Raw genomic sequence first — 17,930 nt, forward strand, 5'->3', positions numbered from 1 at the left:
GGATCACGGTCTCTAGCACGACTCCGTAAACCCCATAACTCCAAAAAGCCGGCGCTGAGCCGGCTTTTTTATCGAACGAGCTGCCGTGCGAGTAGCGTGACCGGATGCAGTACTTCGATATGGCCCAGCCCTCTCTGCTTAAAGCCGGCTCTTAAATGCACTGCGCAACCCGGATTGGATGTCGCCAGGAAATCAGGTTTGATAGCCGTCACCGATTCGAGTACATCGTCCCGCAGGTCTTTAGCCATTTCAGGGTGTTCCAGCATATAACTGCCCGCGGCACCGCAGCAGCGCTGGGAGTTGGGTAGGGATGCTACGTCGAGGGACGGTATGCGGTGGAGCAGGTCGGCGCCGTGACGTTCCGCCCGCAACACGTTCTTCAGGGTGCACGGGGTATGCACGCAAACCTTGGCGGCCAGGGGTTTGAACTCGATGTTGTCGGGCCAGGAGAGTTCTGCAAGGAGCTGGCTGATGTCTTTGACGCGCTTGGCGAGATCGGCGGTGGCTTCCAATTGCCGATAGTCGCGCAGCATCGCACCGCAGCCGCTCGCGATAGTGATGACGGTGTCCGCGTCGGACAAATTAAAAGCGGCCAGATTGCGATCCATGAGCTTTCGCGCTGAAGCCTGATCGCCGGAATGATGATGCAGTGCTCCGCAACACGCCTGCGTGTCCGGCACCCGAACGCCGATGCCGAGCCGGTTCAGTACAAGCAGAGCTGAAGAGACGGTCTCGGCATCCAGAAGGTTTGCCGTACAGCCGAGAAACAGGGCGACCCGGCCACGCTCGTTCTGGCCTTGTGCGGGATAAAAATCGTTCCAGCGTACCGAAGTGGATATATCCGGAAGTCCCGCGTCGAATTCGGACAGTCCCAGTGCTTTCAGCAAGCCCGTCTTTTGTAGCAGTCCTTTGCTCTCGCGTCCCGATTTTTCAACCAGGCGTTCCACCCAGCGGGAAGCGCGCTTATTGGTCAGCGCAATCTTGATCCCGGCGGACTTGATGCGAGCCGATGTGGTTTTTTCCACCTCGCCGGTCTCGCCGCGAAACCGATCGACGAGGCTGCCGTACGGAACATGGGCCGGACAGACCGCCTCGCAGGATCGGCACAAGAGGCAATTATCGATGTGACTTACCAACTCCGGCGTCGCAGCGAGTGATCCTTGTGCCCAGCCCTGGATCAGGGCGATGCGTCCGCGAGGGGATTCGTTCTCATCCAGAGTTTTGTTGTAGGTAGGGCAATGGGGCAGGCACAGCCCGCATTTGACGCAGAGGTCGGTGTCGGAAAACCGTTCGGATCGATTCAAAGAAGTTCGAGAAAAACTGTAACTGGTTAGTGGCGAAAATGCCGCATGCCGGTAAAGACCATGGCCATGCCGTGTTCGTCGGCGGCCGCGATCACTTCCGGGTCGCGTATCGAGCCGCCCGGCTGAATGACGGCGGTGATCCCGGCCTCGGCGGCCGAATCCACCCCGTCGCGGAACGGGAAGTAAGCGTCCGAAGCCATAACCGAGCCTTGAACGGCAAGTCCTTCGTCCGCGGCCTTGATCGCCGCGATGCGCGCCGAATAGACGCGGCTCATTTGTCCCGCACCTATGCCGATGGTTTGGCGGTTCTTGCAATACACGATGGCGTTGGATTTGACATACTTGACCACTTTCCAGGCAAACAAGAGATCGGCCATTTCGTCTTCGGTTGGGGCGCGCTGGGTGACGATACGCAAATCTTCCCGAGCAACAACGCCCAAGTCCCGGTCTTGTACCAGGAGACCACCGGATACGCGTTTGAAATCCCATTCCGGCGCGGGAGCGCTAGCCCAAGGACCGGATTCCAAGACCCGTACGTTGGCTTTTCCGCTCAGCACTTGAAGCGTACCCTCGCCCACCCGGGGAGCGATGATCACTTCCACGAACTGTCTTTCGATGATGGCGCGGGCGGTTTGCACATCCAGCGCTTGATTAAAGGCGATGATGCCGCCGAACGCGGAGGTTGGGTCGGTGGCGTAGGCACGGTCGTAAGCCTCCATCAGTGTCTTGCCCTGCGCGACGCCGCATGGATTGGCATGCTTGACGATGACGCAGGCAGGCGAGTCGTCGAAAGTCTTGACGCATTCGAGCGCCGCATCCGCGTCGGCGATATTGTTGTAGGACAGTTCCTTGCCCTGAAGCTGTTTCGCCGCAGCGACGGTGCCGCTGGGCACGCCGGGTACAACGTAGAATGCCGCTTTTTGGTGCGGATTTTCCCCGTAGCGCATCGCTTGGGCTTTGCGGAAACGCATCACGAGCGGGTCCGGGAATGTGTCCGAGTCTTCGGCCTTACCGAGATAAGCCGCAATGGCGCTATCGTAGGCAGCGGTATGCCGGAAGCTTTTGATCGCCAGCTTGAATCGCATGTCATCGGACAGACAGCCGGCTTGCGCTTGAAGTTCCCCGAGAACCTCGGGGTAATCGGTCGGGTCGACGATTACGCCCACCGATTCATGATTCTTGGCGGCCGCACGAATCATGGCGGGACCGCCGATGTCGATGTTTTCGATGGCGTCGGCGAGTTCGCAGCCCGGTTTGGCAATGGTTTGCTCAAAGGGATAAAGATTGACGACCACCAAATCGATGGCGGAAACGCCGTGTTGCGCCATCACATTCTCGTCGATCCCGCGGCGCCCGAGAATGCCGCCATGGATCTTGGGGTGCAGGGTCTTGATTCGTCCTCCCATCATTTCGGGAAAGCCGGTGTAATCGGATACTTCCACTGCCGCGATGCCGTTTTCGCGCAAAAGCGCGGCTGTCCCGCCCGATGACAGGATCTCGATTCCAAGGTCAGCCAGTCCTCGGCAGAATTCCACAAGTCCGGATTTGTCTGACACGCTAACGAGTGCTCGGGAGACTTTGATTTTCATGAAAAGATGACGCGGGCAGCTGAAAATTAAAAAAGATTACTCGATGCCATACTGAAGCATCTTCTTGCGTAAGGTGCTGCGGCTAACGCCGAGTACCAGCGCCGCCTTACTCTGGTTATGACCGCATTGCTCCAATACGGTTTCGATCAAGGGCTTTTCCACTTCGCTGATGACCATGGCGTAGAGATCCGTTGCCTCATGCCCGTCGAGCTGAGCAAAGTAGCGCGTCAGGGTCATGCGTACGTGGTCGCTCAAGAGCAATGTGGCATCGGTTTTGAACTCGACGGCATTGGGCATTGCCTCGATATTCCTTGCTTGTGCTTTCATGCAGCCAATTTCCGACTTTCTTCGTTAAACAATTGGTTTATTAAATCCAGTTGCTGATTGGCACCGTCTTGAATGTTGAACAGCGGGCCGAAATCCGGCGGGCAGGAAAGATGGCTCAGGTACCAACCGACGTGCTTGCGCGCGATCCGCACTCCGAGATGTTCGCCGTAGAATGCATAAAGTCCGTTCAGATGTTCCAAAATGACATCCCGCGTTTCCTCCGCTCCGGGCAGTCCGGACTCGACGCTTCCGCTAAGAAAATGGTCGATGCGACGAAACAGCCAAGGGTTTCCAAGGGCGGCTCGACCGATCATGACAGCATCGGCACCGGTGAGTTCGAGGACGGCCGCTGCTTTTTCCGGCGAATCGACGTCGCCGTTGGCGATCACCGGGATGCCTACAGTTTGCTTGACCTGGTGAATTGTAAGGTATTCGGCTTGCCCGGAAAAGCCGCAGGCTCGGGTGCGACCATGAATCGTGATGGCGCGAATGCCCGCATTCTCGGCGATTTTCGCAACGGTGACCGCGTTGCGGTGGTTGGGGTCCCAGCCGGTGCGTATTTTTAGCGTGACCGGTACCTCCACCGCTCCGACAACCGCTTCCAAAATCCGCGCGACCAGGCGTTCGTCTCTGAGAAGCGCCGATCCGGCGGCTTTGTGGCACACTTTCTTGGCGGGACAGCCCATGTTGATATCGATGATCTGTGCGCCTCGATCGGCGTTGATTCTGGCGGCATCGGCCATGGCGGCCGGATCGTTGCCGAGAATCTGTACGGCACGGGGTTCCGGCTCTCCGGCGTGATCGCTCCGTCGCAGGGTCTTGCGATCATGGCGCAAGGCGGGATTGGCGGACACCATTTCCGATATGGCGAGAGCTGCGCCGTAACGACGGCATAGCATTCGGAAGGGGCGGTCAGTTACGCCGGCCATAGGAGCCAGAATCAAGCGGTTAGCCAGTCGATACGGGCCGATATACATAGTGATGAGTCTATTGCGGGCGCAAAAGTCTAGCCGGATCAGGGTATGGACGCAAAAATTTTTCCTGCCATTTGTCCATGTTTTTAAGCCGCTGCAAGTCTTCAGGACGGTCGATATCCCACAACGGGGAGAGTTCCGCCCACCGCCAGCGCAGCTTTTCAAGCCGTTGCCGCGTCTCGTTCAGCACCTCCGCTCCGCCCCATGGCATGTTTCGGAACAGTTCGTCGTCGGTCCGGGTCAGCCCGAGCAAGCAGTAACCGCCATCTTCGGCCGGACCGACGACCGCATCGTTTCCGTTCATCAATGCGATGATCGCATTTTCCACATAAAGGGGATCGAGCGCCGGACAATCGGTGCCGATAATGATGATCTGGTTCGCCTTCTCGAGAGACTCGCGGGCAGCGTAGGCCATGCGCGCTCCGAGGTCGCCCCGGCATTGCGTTTTCAGGGCTGCTCCCAACAGTTCCAAGCCGACAAATTCGGGGTGGCCGGTATCGGGAGAGCACCAAAGCTGTACCGGGCACAGGTTTGCGTGCAGCATCTCCCGGCCCGTTTTGCGGAGTAGAGCAGTATGCAACCGTGCCGCCGCTTCCGCGCTTAGAGCGGGAATCAATCGGGTTTTTACTTGCCCCGGAATCGGCGCCTTCGCCATGATGGCCAGGGTGGCAAGCGGAAAACGGTAGTCCGACATACTTCAACGGAACGGCAAAATCAGCAGCCGCGAAAAGTCTAGCAGTTTTGGATCGCGTTGGTCTTTGAGGCCGATTTCCATGCCTTCTTGGCCCAGGAGCGGCGTTGCGCAATAAGTGCCGCACAGCTTGTCCCAGAACGGCACGGAAAATCCGAAATTGCTGTCCATTTCCGGCTTGTAGGTCGAATGATGGATGCGGTGCATGTCCGGGGTGATGAGAAACAGTCGGAGTCTCCTTTCCCACGGAGCCGGGATGCGCGCATTTCCGTGATTGAACAAAGCACAGGCGTTCAAAAGTATCTCGAAGACCAGAATGGCCGTCGGCAATATTCCGAAAGCGATGGCTAAAGCCATTTTGTAGTAGGTCGACAGGACGATTTCCAAGGGATGAAAACGGATGGCCGTGGTCGTGTCGAAACCGAGGTCGAGATGGTGAATCTTATGCAATCGCCAGAACAGCGGAACCCGATGAAAGGCGATGTGCTGGAGGTAGATGGCGAAGTCGAGCAGGAGTAAGCCAGCTGCGAAGGATAAACTGTAAGTCAGGGCGAGTTGGTTGAACAGGCCCCAGTGGCTTTCGAGTGCGAACTCTGCGGCGAAATATGCGCCTCCGCCGCTTAAGATGCGTGCGACGGCGGAGTTGAGGGTCATCAGGCCGAGGTGCCGCGCAAGCCGGCGTATCTTGCCTTCGGGAAACGTCCGGAATGGACTACGCCACTCCCATAACAGCATCATGCCAAGCACGCCGAGAAAGAAAACAAGACGGAGGATAGATTCAGTCATGGCGGTAATATGCGGCGGCTAACTTGGCCGGATTGGTCCCGAGAAAATAGAGCAGTCGCAGTTTCCACATGAGGAGGATAGTACGCACCGTTCCGTTTTGTTCCCATCGCCGGCTGGACGTTATCACCCGCTCCAGAAGGCAGGCGGGGCTAGCGATGCGTTTTAGCCGCTCGCTCAGCGCTATGTCCTCCATGAGTGGGATCTCCGGAAAGCCGCCTATGCGCTCGAAGATGTCTCGCCGCACGAATATGGCCTGGTCGCCCGTCGCGATGCCGGTCAAGCGAGAGCGCCAGTTCATCAGGGTTTCGACGATCCGCAACAACGGACGATTCCCGGACAGCCGCACGTCGAAGCGTCCCCATGCGGTCTGGGATTCGAAAACTTTTGTTAACGCGAGGAGTGCGTTCTCCGGCAATCGGGTGTCGATATGGAGAAATAACAGGTAGCCGCCCGTCGCTACGCTTGCGCCGGCATTCATCTGCGCGGCTCGCCCCTTGGGCGCGCGTACGATCGACGACACGAATTCACGGGCCAGGTTCGGACTACCGTCCGTGCTTCCGCCGTCGGCAACGACGATTTCGATTCCCTGACTTCTTAACGGCTGCAGCCGGGATAGCGCCTCCCGGATTATGTCCGCCTCGTTCAAAACCGGAATGATGACAGACCAACGAACGTTTGCGGGCATGTCGCGACACGAGTCGCGGGACGGTTCGGCGGCCGGCCTCTCAGCTAAGCCGTTCGATCTGTTTGTCATGCCGCCGACTCAACAGTGCAAGCGATATCAAAGCTCCGGTCAAGGCAAAAGCCATGTCCGATTGCGCATCCCACAGATCGCCTTGCATCGCCAGAAAATCCTCGGCCCCGTCTCTCAAGGCCACCGCAACGGCCCATTCAACGAGCTCGTAGGCGGCACTGAGCGCGAGGCACAGGGCCGCCACAATCGCGGCCAGCCAGCGTCGATCCCGAAAAACGCCGGAACGAATGAAAATTTCTCGAAAAACAACCGCGGGCGAAAACCCTTGAAAAAAATGAGCCAGCTTGTCGAAGTTGTTTCGCTGACTCCCGAATAGCGGTTTCAGCCAATCGAAAAAAGGAACTTTGCCGAACGAGTAATGCGCGCCGACGAGGATCAGCAGGCATAAAGCCAGGATCAGGCTATAGGCCAGAGGAGTCAGAGGAAAGAGACGATGCGTGGCGATTACTGCGACGAACGCGGCCATGGCGGGTATTGCATCCAAAAGCCAGACGCTATAGCTGTACGGCTGAACGACCGACCACGCCAGCACGGAAACAAATGCAAAAATAAAGATGTTGAACAATGATCTGATATCTCCAGCGGTTTCCATTAAACATTGACTAATTACGGCTCCATGAGTAGCCTTTACGCCAGCTTACGAGATTACTCTAAGTCGTCCGAACCACACTTCGCAAAATGGCCGTGCAACGTTACGGCCGTATCGAGTTCAAGGAGGGAGCATAGTGTACGTTAAGCCTTCAATCCGGTCGCATCGGGTGTTCAAGGCGACAGCGCTGCACGCAAAGGACGGCACTTTGCCGAATTTCAATCCATCGCCCTTGTTTTCTTCGCGGCATCGATCCGTTTTCGACAAGCCGCGGCGCGCCTCCTATGAAATCACTCGTCTGAAGAGTCAATCTTTCAAAACCTTGGCTTGTCGGAGGCAATCGAATCGTGGCTGAGGTGTTACTCATAAGCCGGTGCTGGCGCGCCGAATGTTTCGATCAGTTCTATTCGGTGTTGTTCCATCAACGTGTCCCGCCGATTTAGCGGTCGGCGGCAGGCAAGGAAGTGATAATGATAAAAAAATGCATAGTCTTCATTTGTGGGGCATTTTTGCTTGCGCTCGTAGATAGCGGTGTTTCCTACGCCCGTACGAAGGCGGGAGCGACGAAATCAGCGGTAGAGGACACCGTTCCTCGGAGTGAATACGAGAAACTGAAACAAGAAGTCGAGGCGCTGAAGGCGCAGGTCCAGATTCTCATCGAAAACGAAACTTGGGAGCGAGAGTCCTTGCCGCAGGCGCAGGCACAGAAAACCCAAGAAGCGGCGGCAGAGACATCCGAGCAAGGGGAGAAGACGGCGACGGCACAAGCCGAAACGGCTCCCGCCGCGCCCAAAAAAGTATCTCCGGAAATGGGGTTGAAGGAGGGGGACCGAGAAAAAGAGGCGGAGGAGGCCAAGATAGAACTCGATCAATTCCTGAGATCGCAAAAGGTCTTGTTCAAGAGAGGCGATCTGCAGGTCGAGTTCATCGCGAGTTACGCTCAAGATACATCCGAAATATCGCCATATAAATTGAGGGCTAGAGCGGCAAGCGCTGGTGTTTTGTTTCGCTACGGCTTGATCGACGATCTCGAGCTGGATATATCCGTTCCATTTAATTTCCAAGAGCTAGAACTAGATACAATTCAGCCGTTTTTTGCTCGCGAAGGCTTTAGGCGGCAGGATGGTTCCGGACTGGGTGACGTCAGCGGCAGTCTGCGATGGGGCGCCTTGCACGAAGAGGGCCTCGTTCCGGAAACAACGTTGAGCCTGAACGTCAAATCCGATACCGGACGGGAGGGGCGCGGCCTTACGAGTGTTTTAGGGCCCAGCGTAGGGTCCAATTTACTGATCGTAGATCCCAGTTTAGGCACAGGCTTTTGGAATGTCGGTGGCTCCGTATCGCTCGTCAAGACGGTAGATCCGGTAGTTCTCTTCGGTTCTCTGGGTTACAACGCGGTCCTCGAAGACGGCAGAATTGACCCGGGCGATCAAATTCCTTATTCCCTCGGTATGGGCTTCTCGTTGAACGATCGGGTAAGTTTCTCCACAGCCTTGAACGGTGCCGCGATACTGCGAGACAAGATCGATGGTCGAGAAATTACGGGTTCCGGCAGGGATATTCACTCGCTCAACTTGGCCGTTACCGTACAGGTGGCTAAGGGCTTATTTGTGGAACCCTTCGTAAATTTCGGCTTGACCGAAGAGGCCACGGATTTTTTCGCGGGCGTCAACGTTCCGTACCGGTTTGATCGACAGTATCCCCTGCCTTTTTTCCGATGAGCAGAGCGTCTATCTAACTAAAGGAGATTAAATGCTATGAGTAGCTGTTTTATTCAAGGTTTCATTCTCCCGGTTGGAGAAGAGAGTGGGGTGGCTCATTTTCGACTCCTTTAACGTAGTTGATCAGTAAAACATGGTGTTGGTAATAAGCCGGAGGTGTTTGCAAACTGCATAAGAAAGTTTTTGCATTGGATGCGGCTGCCTAAACGATATGACCTAGTTCGCGAAACAATTGACCCAGGCTAGGCAGGCTGACCGGCACCCTGTTATCGGTTTCGACGTTTTTTCTTAGCCAAAACTTGCACGGATCGCAAGGTTGGGAAGATTACATGGAAAGTATCAACGTTCTTTACCTCGCCCTCAAACCAGAGGCAGATGATGCCGTTTCATCGATAAGAAATGCGGTGGGACGCAATATTCATGTTACGTGTGATCCCGCACAAGCTCGGAATCTTTTGAGTAGTGGCGATTTTCATGTCGGGCTCATTCAATTCGAGCCATTCGACGAAAACTTTTTCCAGCGCGTTATCGGCGACATTTTTTATTATCCGGAAGGGTCATCCATGCAGTGGGTGGCTTTGGTATCTTCGTCGTCTATGGAAAACGAGGCGGTCTGCCGGCTTATCGCAGAGTATTTCTACGATTATCACACGTTGCCTTTCGATATCGACCGACTCAGGATTACACTCGGTCATGCATCCGGCATGGCGGGAGTTAGAAGGAAGGTATTTCCGCGTACAAGCGAATGGCTCAACAAAAGCGAGTTGATCGGCTCAAGCCCGGCCATGAGGCGGGTACTTCACAGTATCGACAAAGTTTTATCTTATGACTTGCCAGTTTTGATCACGGGAGAAAGCGGCACCGGCAAGGAATTGGCCGCGTTAGCCATTCACAATCATTCACCACGTTCCGAAGGACCTTTTGTTGCCGTCAACTGCGCCGCTTTGCCGTCCAATCTGATTCAGTCGGAACTTTTCGGTTACGAGAAAGGCGCTTTCACCGGTGCCCATCAGCGAAAACTGGGATTAATCGAAAAAGCCGGAGGGGGTACTCTTTTTCTGGATGAAACCGGTGAATTACCGCTTGATTTGCAAGCCAATCTTCTTCGCTTTCTCCAGCAGAAAACCATTTATCGAGTCGGCGGCCACGAAGAGATTGCCGTCGACGTCAGAATCATTTCGGCAACCCATGTCGACCTAGAGGAAGCTGTCCGCAAAGGGCGTTTCAGGGAAGATCTTTATTATCGACTCAATGTCTTGAGGGTTACCATGCCGCCTTTGCGTGACCGGGGTTACGATATTGAATTACTGGCGGAGTACTTTCTAAATAGTTTCAAGAAACAAAATGTCTGTAAGGCAAGGCAGTTCAGTCGGCGTGCGTTGAAGGTGATGCGGCACTACAGTTGGCCTGGAAACGTGCGCGAATTGAAAAACCGCGTAGAGCGTGCGCTGGTCATGTGCGACGACGCGTATATTTCGCCGGCGGATTTGGGTTTGGAGGAATATTCGCCGCAGCCTCTCGCGCTAAACCTGAAGGCTGTCAAGGATCAGGCAGAGAAGGACATACTCCACCGGGTATTAGATCAGGCGGGCGACAGCGTAGTGACGGCTGCTCAAATATTGGGGGTATCCCATGTTACGCTTTACCGGTTGATCAAGAAGCACGATATTAAACTTCAAAAATAATTTTTTCCATTTAAAAAACCTGTCGTTACGGTTGAGCTAGCGAAGCAGGAAAATCCTTTTACCCGTTTGACCGACGCACGTCTGGCTGCCTCGGAGAGAATTTGCAGCGATGGTGATATGCCTGCGCGCCTGCAAATTACCTCTGATACTCTCTTGGTTATGCTCTTCGGTTTTTGCGGCATTGGCTCAACTAAGGGCCATGATTGCTCGTTGCACGGGAGTGTCTTTAAGGATTTGTTAGTCGGCTTTTTTCAAAAAGTTAAATTCACTGAAAATATTAGTCACTCAATATAATCAGTCACTTAGAGTTGCTGGCGGTATAACTGAAGGATGGGAATAACAAAATTGTAAAAGTGGGCCGGTGTTTCGGGAGCCGCCTGGTTGGCGCGAGGCACTCGGACCGGAGGCCAAGGACGCGGCGGGGCCGCTTCGAGGAATCTCAGCTTTGGGGCAAGGGGGTAACCGTTTTGTTATACCGAATTCACCGCGATAAAGTCCTGTGATATGACCGGGTTATTCACCCTATTGCAGCCGTGTAACACGGGTGGCGGTTATGGCCGGAGCGCTGACGTACCTTAACGGGAATGGGGCGGTTTTAGATCGGCTTGTTTCGTCTGGCTTACGCCATTTAAACCCGGAAATAAAGGCGTGGCTCAATACCTCAGGCAACGCGGTGCGTTTACCTTTTTCAAAAACGTACATTTTCAGGCTGGAAAGCGGGCGGTGGAGGTATGTCATGCCGGCGGAATCTGGAGCGGCGGCAGGGGCGGCGCATATGGAAAATAAAAAACTCGTTTTAAAACAATTGAAAATGGCTGGTCGGGATTCTGGTGGTCAAAGGTGGCACGAGGTCTGCAATATGGTTATCGGTCGCAAGGATGCGACTCGAACAAAAGGGAATTTGATAACTGTGATCTTGCTGCGCACTGTTCTGAGGAACGGGTGCGATGGTAAGGGATGAATGCATTAGGCAAGACCTAGATAAGGAGTTCGATTATGAAATCGTATGCATTGGCTGCTGTGTTGTCTTCGGTGATGGTTGCCGGTCCGGCGTTGGCCGACAACGATTTTCGTGCTTTGGGGCAGGTGTCCAATCTGACGCCGATGACTGAAACGCAGCTCGCGGCCGTCGAGGGCGGTCAGTCTTGCTCGGGTGGTTTATTCAATCTTGCGAACACCTGTCTTAACGTAGCCGTACCTACGGTAGTTGCAATTAACCTGGGCATTTTGGGAAGTCCCAGCCAGTATATTAAGCAAATCACGGCACAGTATATTCAATAACAGCGAACTCGGAATCCCGATGGCATCCTGATCGGGACCGGGGAATCAGGCGGGGGGCGATCATCAGTCGGCCCTCGCCTTTTTGATGAGAGCCTGGCGAGAGCCGAATGGGTTGAAAGTATCGGCTTGAAAGGTTGTTTTTATGCGGAAAATGGGTATCGATGCGAATTCAGCACGATATCCTCAGAGCGCAAGAGTCTATATCGCAAAGCAATCCATTTTCTGTTTTTAGCATTATTTCGCTCCCCAAATCTTCGGGTATTCCCTGTTGTGTTTTACCGGTTGATCAATAAACACGATATCAAATTTCAAAAATAACTCTTCTCATTTACAAAAGCCTGCCATCGTGGCCGAGATTGCGGAGCGGAATACCGGCTGTTGTCGGTACTGCCTCGAACGTCCGTAAGCGCTGTTGATATTCCCTACATTAACCCCGGTACGTCCAAATCGGTATCTTGCTGTTCTTTCTTCGCCGTGTCGGCGAAGAAGAGCGCCCCGACTGCCCGCTGACTGGAGTGGATCTAAACGCCCGGCAGCTCGGCAATATCAAGAAGTTAAATTCACTGAAAATATTAGTCACTCAATATAATCAGTCACTTAGAGTTGCTGGCGGTATAACTGAAGGATGGGAATAACAAAATTGTAAAAGTGGGCCGGTGTTTCGGGAGCCGCCTGGTTGGCGCGAGGCACTCGGACCGGAGGCCAAGGACGCGGCGGGGCCGCTTCGAGGAATCTCAGCTTTGGGGCAAGGGGGTAACCGTTTTGTTATACCGAATTCACCGCGATAAAGTCCTGTGATATGACCGGGTTATTCACCCTATTGCAGCCGTGTAACACGGGTGGCGGTTATGGCCGGAGCGCTGACGTACCTTAACGGGAATGGGGCGGTTTTAGATCGGCTTGTTTCGTCTGGCTTACGCCATTTAAACCCGGAAATAAGGGCGTGGCTCAATACCTCAGGCAACGCGGTGCGTTTACCTTTTTCAAAAACGTACATTTTCAGGCTGGAAAGCGGGCGGTGGAGGTATGTCATGCCGGCGGAATCTGGAGCGGCGGCAGGGGCGGCGCATATGGAAAATAAAAAACTCGTTTTAAAACAATTGAAAATGGCTGGTCGGGATTCTGGTGGTCAAAGGTGGCACGAGGTCTGCAATATGGTTATCGGTCGCAAGGATGCGACTCGAACAAAAGGGAATTTGATAACTGTGATCTTGCTGCGCACTGTTCTGAGGAACGGGTGCGATGGTAAGGGATGAATGCATTAGGCAAGACCTAGATAAGGAGTTCGATTATGAAATCGTATGCATTGGCTGCTGTGTTGTCTTCGGTGATGGTTGCCGGTCCGGCGTTGGCCGACAACGATTTTCGTGCTTTGGGGCAGGTGTCCAATCTGACGCCGATGACTGAAACGCAGCTCGCGGCCGTCGAGGGCGGTCAGTCTTGCTCTGGTCTTCTGAGTTTCGCGAACACCTGTCTTAACGTAGCCGTACCTACGATCACCGCGTACAACGTGAGTTTTCTCGGGCTACTTGGAGCTACCACCCAGAGCATTAAGCAAGTTACAAACCAGTATATTCAATAACGGCGAACTCGGAATCCCGATGGCATCCTGATCGGGACCGGGGAATCAGGCGGGGGGCGATGATCAGTCGGCCCTCGCCTTTGTGATAAGTCGGCGGCATACCTCGTTTGAACTCGGGGCTAATGTGTCGTCAAAATCGAATTGTTCATGCAGGAAAAGGAGTTCGATCATGAAAGCATATGCATTGGTTGCTGTGTTGTCTTCGGTGATGGTTGCCGGCCCGGCGTTGGCCGACAACGATTTTCGTGCCTTGGGGCAGGTGTCCAATCTGACGCCGATGACTGAAACGCAGCTCGCGGCCGTCGAGGGCGGTCAGTCTTGCTCTGGTTTTTTTAGTATTGGAAACACATGCCTCAATGTAGCCGTACCTACGATAACTGCGGTTAATCTGAGCCTCTTCGGACGAGGCTTCCAGGATATCGTACAGGTCACGAACCAGAGTATCCACTAACGGCAAACTCGGGGTCCCGACGGCATCCTGATCGGGGCCGGGAAATCAGGCGGGGGCGGTCAGTCCGTCCCCGCCTTTTTGCTGAAGACGAGGTGACAAACGAACGGGCACTAAGGATTGGCTCGCGAGCTTTTTTCCGGCACACCGTCTGAGGTGTTGACGCAAGCCTATCTGGCGCAGGCGGCGCTTCAAAACGCCATGAACACGTCAGCAGCCGATGGCGGCATTACGCAAAATCAGGTGGACAGGACAACATCGCTACGTCAGGCTTGCGAATCACAAGCATGCACTCAAAGTGCGAACCTAACGACTAATTCGCGGATTTAGTGGTATAAGGAAACATTGTCCATCGCTGTCTGGTTTAGGGAAAGGGAATGACAAAGATAAGCGGCTTAATTGTGTGGGGGGTGTTGCTGTGCGCTGCCATGGCACACACGGTTGTGGCCGAGCCGAGAACGGCGCCCGCGATAACGCGGCATACCTTGATCGAGCTCCGGGATCGGGCGGTCGTCAAGCAGCGTCTCGATTATTCCTGTGGTGCCGCGGCATTGGCGACCCTGCTGCGGTACTACTATGGCGAGGATACCTCCGAGCAAGATATTCTGAATCGCCTTAATGCAATTTTGGTCAATTTGACCAAGGAGCAATGGGCACACAAGAAGCGGATCGGTTTTTCGCTGCTCGATCTCAAGAAGGTGGCTCAGCAAAAAGGCTACCGGGCAGCAGGCTTCGAATTGACGATCGATCAGCTAAAACAGCTGATAGCGCCCGTCCTGGTCTACGTGCATCCTTTCGGATATCACCATTTCGCCGTACTGAGAGGAATTGCTGGTGACCGGGTCTACCTTGCCGATCCCGGGCGCGGCAACCTGCGAATGAGTCTATCGCGCTTTCAAGACGAGTACGGCGGCGTCATCTTCGTGCTGGGAAAGCCGGGGGAAGAAAACATCGTGTCCTATCCACTGGCGCTGGGAAGGCCTTCCGACTACCCGGAAGTGCGGTTGCGGGATTTCGCCGAGCGAGCCGACATTCTGACCAGTTCCGCGACCAATCTGAATGTCAGGATACACCCACCGCGTTAGCTTAAACCCTATTGTCCGGGGGGGGGGCGGGTGCGGGAGATGGTCAAGGGTGCTGTTTGGGAGAGTCGAAGAAAACCAGACGGCCGCTCCCGTGCATGACGTATGCCCAGGCATCGACCGGGAACTTGATCGCAGCGATTCCGCAGGTCGGAAGAGTGCCGAGACTTTCGCCGGTCAGCCGAGTGACCAGTTCGCTGAGATCGGGGTTGTGGCCGATTAGGTAGACTCTGTTATGGATATTCTCTAGGGACCGAATCAATTCGAGGAGAGCCGGTGTCCCTTGCAGGTAAATGCTGTCACGTACCGCGATTGCCCGGCTGTCGTAGCCGACCGTTTCCGCGATCAGTTCGGCGGTTTCGAGAGCGCGTTTTGCCGGGCTCGTTACGATTAGATCCGGTTCCTGTCCGCGAAACTTCAATACATCGCCCATGACCGGCGCATCGCGTTTGCCGCGGTTGTTCAAGGGACGGTCGATATCCGCCAGAAACGGTTGATCCCGGTCGGATTTGGCGTGACGGATGACGATTAGGCTTTTCATGGCGGCGACCGCGCGCTGTTTCCAATTTGATCACGGCATTTTCATGAAACGATCTTTCCTGTACAAGAGGGGGAAGCTGGACGCGCTTTCGATGGAAGAGCTCGGACAGTACCTCGACGGAATGATTTTTCGTTATGCACCGGCAGGTTATACTATGCCCAAATGGCGTGTTTCCGCCGCGTTCTCATCCTCTTTCGTGGTCCTAAGATTCCGACTGAGTCGTATTTGAAGCAGTTCGTTCTTTTTAATACACCCGTTTTGCAAGCAAAGTCCGTAATACTCGATCACGACAGTGATCAGTCGAGTATTCTTGGCGTGCTTGTCGTTTAGTAATGCCTTGACAATATTGTGGGTTTTGCTATTTAGGGCTAATTTGCCCCGGCTTTTGAGCTCGGGCAAGGAAAAATGCATGTGAACGTAAGAGATCTGAGCCTGGTCCGCAGCACAAGATTTGGTTACTGAGTTTCCGAGGAAAAACACACTGTGAGCTTTCGAAGCTGGATTGTCGTCTTTTTGTGTCCTTTATTTTTCAATGATGCCTTGGCCGAGCCCGGCAAGCCGGCGCCGCCGCCACCCCAAGTTCCAGCTCCGAGCGCACCCGTTACACCTCCGGCCGACAAAGCGCCGGCCAAGCCTTTCGAGTTTTCGGATGTGGAGCAGAAGGCAAAGGAATTAGCCCGCAAGCCTTATGTGCGCGACGAAGCCGGGATGCCCGAGTTTCTGACCAAGCTGGATTACGATCAATACCGCGATATTCGGTATAAACCGGAAAAAGCCCTCTGGCGCGATGAGAACCTGCCCTTTCAAATTCAGGCGTTCCATCGCGGTTTTATGTTCAAGGACCGCGTGATCATCAATATCGTGGACCACGGAAATGCGACGCGGCTCGCGTATTCGCCGGAACTATTCGACTTCGGCAAGAATCAATTTCCCAATCCACTTCCCGCGGATCTAGGATTTGCCGGTATACGCTTCCATCATCCGCTGCGGAAAGACGACGTCTCCGACGAAATCGCCGTTTTTCTAGGCGCCAGTTATTTTCGGGCGGTCGGATTGGGACAGTTGTACGGCTTGTCCGCGCGCGGGCTGGCGATCGATACCGGTTTGCCTAAGGCGGAGGAGTTCCCGATCTTCAAAGAGTTCTGGATTGAAAAGCCGGCGAAGGACGCGAGTTCGCTCACGGTGCACGCTTTACTGGATAGCCAAAGGGTAACCGGCGCTTATCGCTTCGTCATTCACCCCGGCCTTGATTTGACCATGGATGTGACGAGTCACCTTTATTTTCGCCAGAGCATCGAACGGATTGGAATTGCGCCGCTAACCAGCATGTTCTTTCACGGCGAGAACACCGATCGTTTCATGGACGACTTCCGGCCGGAGGTGCACGATTCCGATGGCTTATTGATCGGGAGAAGCACCGGCGAATGGGTATGGCGTCCGTTGAACAACCCGCGCCAGCTTCGCATCAGCGTCTTCAGAGATGAGAAGCCCGTGGGTTTCGGCTTGATGCAAAGAGACCGCAATTTCGATCATTACCAAGACTTGGAAGCCAGCTATAACCGCCGTCCCAGCGCCTGGATCGAAGCTTTGGGCGATTGGGGGCCGGGCGCGGTTTACCTGATTGAAATTCCGAGCGACGCGGAGAAATACGACAATATCGTCGCTTTTTGGGTGCCCGATCAGCCAACCGGAGAAGGCAAGGAATATACGTACAGCTATCGTCTCCATTTCGAATTGGACGAATTCACCGCGCCTGGCGGCGGAAAAGTCGCGGCCACCCGTATCGGCGCGACCATTCCGGATAGTCCTAATCGCAAATTCGTCGTCGAGTTCGCCAGTCCTACGCTCAAGCTGCTCAGCGACAAGGCCTCGGTCGAAGCCGAGGTAAGTGCTTCCGCCGGTAAGATTACCAATACCGTGGTTCAGAAAAACAGTGAAAATGATCAGTGGCGTTTGAGCTTTGATTTAGAACCCGAAAAAGATAAAGACCCGGTCGAGTTGCGTGCGATGTTGAAATCCGGCAAGGATGCGCTTACCGAAACGTGGGTTTATCAGTGGAACCGTCGATGAATCAAGTACGGATTTTAGAAGAGATGATAACGTCCGGCGATGCGGACTCCGCTCCTCAATCATGGCTTCCCGGGATCAAGGAGCGGGTCGTCGCCTACCTGCAGAGCCTCGGCTTGTCTCGGCAGGATTTGATCGAGAACTTAGCCGACGACTGTCTGAACCGTGCCCGCCGCCGGGTCGGACGCGGGGCTGGAGACGAATTGCTCAAGCGTGCGATAGAAGAGGCCCAGCGGCGTTTCGACCACGCCTTGGCGCGAGCCATGCGCTTGTCTCCGTCCAAGGATCCTCATCCCATAGCTGCGGCCCGCGCCGCCTTGCTGCTGACCGGTTGCCCGTCGGCCAGCGACGCTCTGTTCGGAAATCCGGATCCGCCGTCTGAGACGGGTGAAATGCTAAGAGAAATTCTGCCCCGACCCACTCCGCCCGAGGACTCCGTTCCTATGGCCGAACAGCCGCTGAGATTCTGGCTGTTCAAATCGACTCATCAAAGCAGCTAACCCTTTTTC

The 17,930-nt window shown here is 54.6% G+C and carries 19 protein-coding genes; 10 read left to right on the top strand and 9 right to left on the bottom strand.

Annotated features, from left to right (window positions below; translation table 11 throughout):
- Window positions 1-68 precede the first annotated feature (68 nt).
- Genes ACWJJK_RS01915 through ACWJJK_RS01950 form a run of 8 tightly spaced genes read right to left on the bottom strand, consistent with a single transcriptional unit; the run spans window position 69 to window position 6,990 of the window.
- Complete coding sequence (locus ACWJJK_RS01915) at window positions 69-1,304, bottom strand: heterodisulfide reductase-related iron-sulfur binding cluster (RefSeq protein ID WP_434110338.1); 1,236 nt, start codon at window positions 1,302-1,304, stop codon at window positions 69-71.
- Between the two features lie 26 nt (window positions 1,305-1,330).
- On the bottom strand, window positions 1,331-2,893 hold the full coding sequence (purH, locus tag ACWJJK_RS01920) for a bifunctional phosphoribosylaminoimidazolecarboxamide formyltransferase/IMP cyclohydrolase (protein WP_454128602.1): 1,563 nt from the start codon (window positions 2,891-2,893) through the stop codon (window positions 1,331-1,333).
- Between the two features lie 36 nt (window positions 2,894-2,929).
- A complete protein-coding gene (locus tag ACWJJK_RS01925; RefSeq protein WP_077730296.1) occupies window positions 2,930-3,220 on the bottom strand; it encodes a helix-turn-helix domain-containing protein in 291 nt (96 codons plus the stop codon).
- Window positions 3,217-4,197, bottom strand: coding sequence for a tRNA dihydrouridine synthase DusB (gene dusB / locus ACWJJK_RS01930; protein WP_454128603.1), 981 nt, complete (start codon window positions 4,195-4,197; stop codon window positions 3,217-3,219). The genes ACWJJK_RS01925 and dusB overlap by 4 nt, the downstream gene beginning before the upstream one ends.
- Before the next feature lie 10 nt (window positions 4,198-4,207).
- On the bottom strand, window positions 4,208-4,888 hold the full coding sequence (locus ACWJJK_RS01935; protein WP_156880078.1) for a TIGR04282 family arsenosugar biosynthesis glycosyltransferase: 681 nt from the start codon (window positions 4,886-4,888) through the stop codon (window positions 4,208-4,210).
- A gap of 3 nt (window positions 4,889-4,891) precedes the next feature.
- Entirely contained in the window at window positions 4,892-5,671 is a 780-nt protein-coding gene (locus tag ACWJJK_RS01940; RefSeq protein WP_077730299.1) for a sterol desaturase family protein, read from the bottom strand.
- Window positions 5,664-6,356: a TIGR04283 family arsenosugar biosynthesis glycosyltransferase gene (locus tag ACWJJK_RS01945; protein WP_077730300.1), complete on the bottom strand. Its 693-nt coding sequence runs from the start codon at window positions 6,354-6,356 to the stop codon at window positions 5,664-5,666. Before ACWJJK_RS01945 ends, ACWJJK_RS01940 begins: the two co-directional genes overlap by 8 nt.
- Window positions 6,357-6,396: 40 nt before the next feature.
- On the bottom strand, window positions 6,397-6,990 hold the full coding sequence (locus ACWJJK_RS01950; protein ID WP_086133190.1) for a DUF2238 domain-containing protein: 594 nt from the start codon (window positions 6,988-6,990) through the stop codon (window positions 6,397-6,399).
- 494 nt (window positions 6,991-7,484) lie between these two features.
- On the opposite strand from ACWJJK_RS01950, the gene ACWJJK_RS01955 reads away from it, so the two are divergent.
- From ACWJJK_RS01955 to ACWJJK_RS01990, 8 genes are all read left to right on the top strand, one after another.
- On the top strand, window positions 7,485-8,735 hold the full coding sequence (locus ACWJJK_RS01955; RefSeq protein ID WP_454128604.1) for a transporter: 1,251 nt from the start codon (window positions 7,485-7,487) through the stop codon (window positions 8,733-8,735).
- A gap of 329 nt (window positions 8,736-9,064) precedes the next feature.
- Entirely contained in the window at window positions 9,065-10,420 is a 1,356-nt protein-coding gene (locus tag ACWJJK_RS01960; protein WP_077731759.1) for a sigma-54 dependent transcriptional regulator, read from the top strand.
- A gap of 553 nt (window positions 10,421-10,973) precedes the next feature.
- Window positions 10,974-11,381, top strand: a complete 408-nt coding sequence (locus tag ACWJJK_RS01965) for a hypothetical protein (protein ID WP_454128605.1) — start codon at window positions 10,974-10,976, stop codon at window positions 11,379-11,381.
- A 35-nt stretch (window positions 11,382-11,416) separates the two neighbouring features.
- Window positions 11,417-11,701, top strand: a complete 285-nt coding sequence (locus ACWJJK_RS01970; RefSeq protein WP_133717827.1) for a hypothetical protein — start codon at window positions 11,417-11,419, stop codon at window positions 11,699-11,701.
- An 848-nt stretch (window positions 11,702-12,549) separates the two neighbouring features.
- Window positions 12,550-12,957: a hypothetical protein gene (locus tag ACWJJK_RS01975; protein WP_454128606.1), complete on the top strand. Its 408-nt coding sequence runs from the start codon at window positions 12,550-12,552 to the stop codon at window positions 12,955-12,957.
- Window positions 12,958-12,992: 35 nt separating this feature from the next.
- Window positions 12,993-13,283 (top strand): hypothetical protein, encoded by a 291-nt coding sequence (locus ACWJJK_RS01980; protein ID WP_077731755.1) that lies wholly within the window; start codon window positions 12,993-12,995, stop codon window positions 13,281-13,283.
- A gap of 169 nt (window positions 13,284-13,452) precedes the next feature.
- Complete coding sequence (locus tag ACWJJK_RS01985) at window positions 13,453-13,734, top strand: hypothetical protein (protein WP_086133662.1); 282 nt, start codon at window positions 13,453-13,455, stop codon at window positions 13,732-13,734.
- A gap of 374 nt (window positions 13,735-14,108) precedes the next feature.
- Complete coding sequence (locus ACWJJK_RS01990) at window positions 14,109-14,816, top strand: C39 family peptidase (RefSeq protein ID WP_086133661.1); 708 nt, start codon at window positions 14,109-14,111, stop codon at window positions 14,814-14,816.
- A 43-nt stretch (window positions 14,817-14,859) separates the two neighbouring features.
- On the opposite strand, the gene ACWJJK_RS01995 is transcribed toward ACWJJK_RS01990, so the two are convergent.
- Window positions 14,860-15,354 carry a SixA phosphatase family protein gene (locus ACWJJK_RS01995; protein WP_454128607.1) on the bottom strand — a complete coding sequence of 165 codons (495 nt, stop codon included), beginning with the start codon at window positions 15,352-15,354 and terminating at the stop codon, window positions 14,860-14,862.
- 483 nt (window positions 15,355-15,837) lie between these two features.
- Between ACWJJK_RS01995 and ACWJJK_RS02000 the strand changes: the two genes are divergently transcribed.
- Together ACWJJK_RS02000 and ACWJJK_RS02005 are read left to right on the top strand one after the other, a co-directional pair.
- Window positions 15,838-17,424 (top strand): glucan biosynthesis protein, encoded by a 1,587-nt coding sequence (locus ACWJJK_RS02000; protein ID WP_240506858.1) that lies wholly within the window; start codon window positions 15,838-15,840, stop codon window positions 17,422-17,424.
- Window positions 17,421-17,921, top strand: a complete 501-nt coding sequence (locus ACWJJK_RS02005; RefSeq protein WP_077731749.1) for a hypothetical protein — start codon at window positions 17,421-17,423, stop codon at window positions 17,919-17,921. The genes ACWJJK_RS02000 and ACWJJK_RS02005 overlap by 4 nt, the downstream gene beginning before the upstream one ends.
- The last annotated feature ends 9 nt before the right edge of the window (window positions 17,922-17,930 follow it).

This window comes from Methylocaldum gracile (assembly GCF_053646815.1).

Excerpts from the sequence above, each read along its gene's own strand:
- purH (WP_454128602.1), bottom strand. The coding sequence starts at position 2,893 with ATGAAAATCAAAGTCTCCCGAGCACTCGTTAGCGTGTCAGACAAATCC.
- ACWJJK_RS01925 (WP_077730296.1), bottom strand. The coding sequence starts at position 3,220 with ATGAAAGCACAAGCAAGGAATATCGAGGCAATGCCCAATGCCGTCGAG.
- dusB (WP_454128603.1), bottom strand. The coding sequence starts at position 4,197 with ATGTATATCGGCCCGTATCGACTGGCTAACCGCTTGATTCTGGCTCCT.
- ACWJJK_RS01935 (WP_156880078.1), bottom strand. The coding sequence starts at position 4,888 with ATGTCGGACTACCGTTTTCCGCTTGCCACCCTGGCCATCATGGCGAAG.
- ACWJJK_RS01940 (WP_077730299.1), bottom strand. The coding sequence starts at position 5,671 with ATGACTGAATCTATCCTCCGTCTTGTTTTCTTTCTCGGCGTGCTTGGC.
- ACWJJK_RS01945 (WP_077730300.1), bottom strand. The coding sequence starts at position 6,356 with ATGCCCGCAAACGTTCGTTGGTCTGTCATCATTCCGGTTTTGAACGAG.
- ACWJJK_RS01955 (WP_454128604.1), top strand. The coding sequence starts at position 7,485 with ATGATAAAAAAATGCATAGTCTTCATTTGTGGGGCATTTTTGCTTGCG.
- ACWJJK_RS01960 (WP_077731759.1), top strand. The coding sequence starts at position 9,065 with ATGGAAAGTATCAACGTTCTTTACCTCGCCCTCAAACCAGAGGCAGAT.
- ACWJJK_RS01965 (WP_454128605.1), top strand. The coding sequence starts at position 10,974 with ATGGCCGGAGCGCTGACGTACCTTAACGGGAATGGGGCGGTTTTAGAT.
- ACWJJK_RS01970 (WP_133717827.1), top strand. The coding sequence starts at position 11,417 with ATGAAATCGTATGCATTGGCTGCTGTGTTGTCTTCGGTGATGGTTGCC.
- ACWJJK_RS01975 (WP_454128606.1), top strand. The coding sequence starts at position 12,550 with ATGGCCGGAGCGCTGACGTACCTTAACGGGAATGGGGCGGTTTTAGAT.
- ACWJJK_RS01980 (WP_077731755.1), top strand. The coding sequence starts at position 12,993 with ATGAAATCGTATGCATTGGCTGCTGTGTTGTCTTCGGTGATGGTTGCC.
- ACWJJK_RS01985 (WP_086133662.1), top strand. The coding sequence starts at position 13,453 with ATGAAAGCATATGCATTGGTTGCTGTGTTGTCTTCGGTGATGGTTGCC.
- ACWJJK_RS01990 (WP_086133661.1), top strand. The coding sequence starts at position 14,109 with ATGACAAAGATAAGCGGCTTAATTGTGTGGGGGGTGTTGCTGTGCGCT.
- ACWJJK_RS01995 (WP_454128607.1), bottom strand. The coding sequence starts at position 15,354 with ATGAAAAGCCTAATCGTCATCCGTCACGCCAAATCCGACCGGGATCAA.
- ACWJJK_RS02005 (WP_077731749.1), top strand. The coding sequence starts at position 17,421 with ATGAATCAAGTACGGATTTTAGAAGAGATGATAACGTCCGGCGATGCG.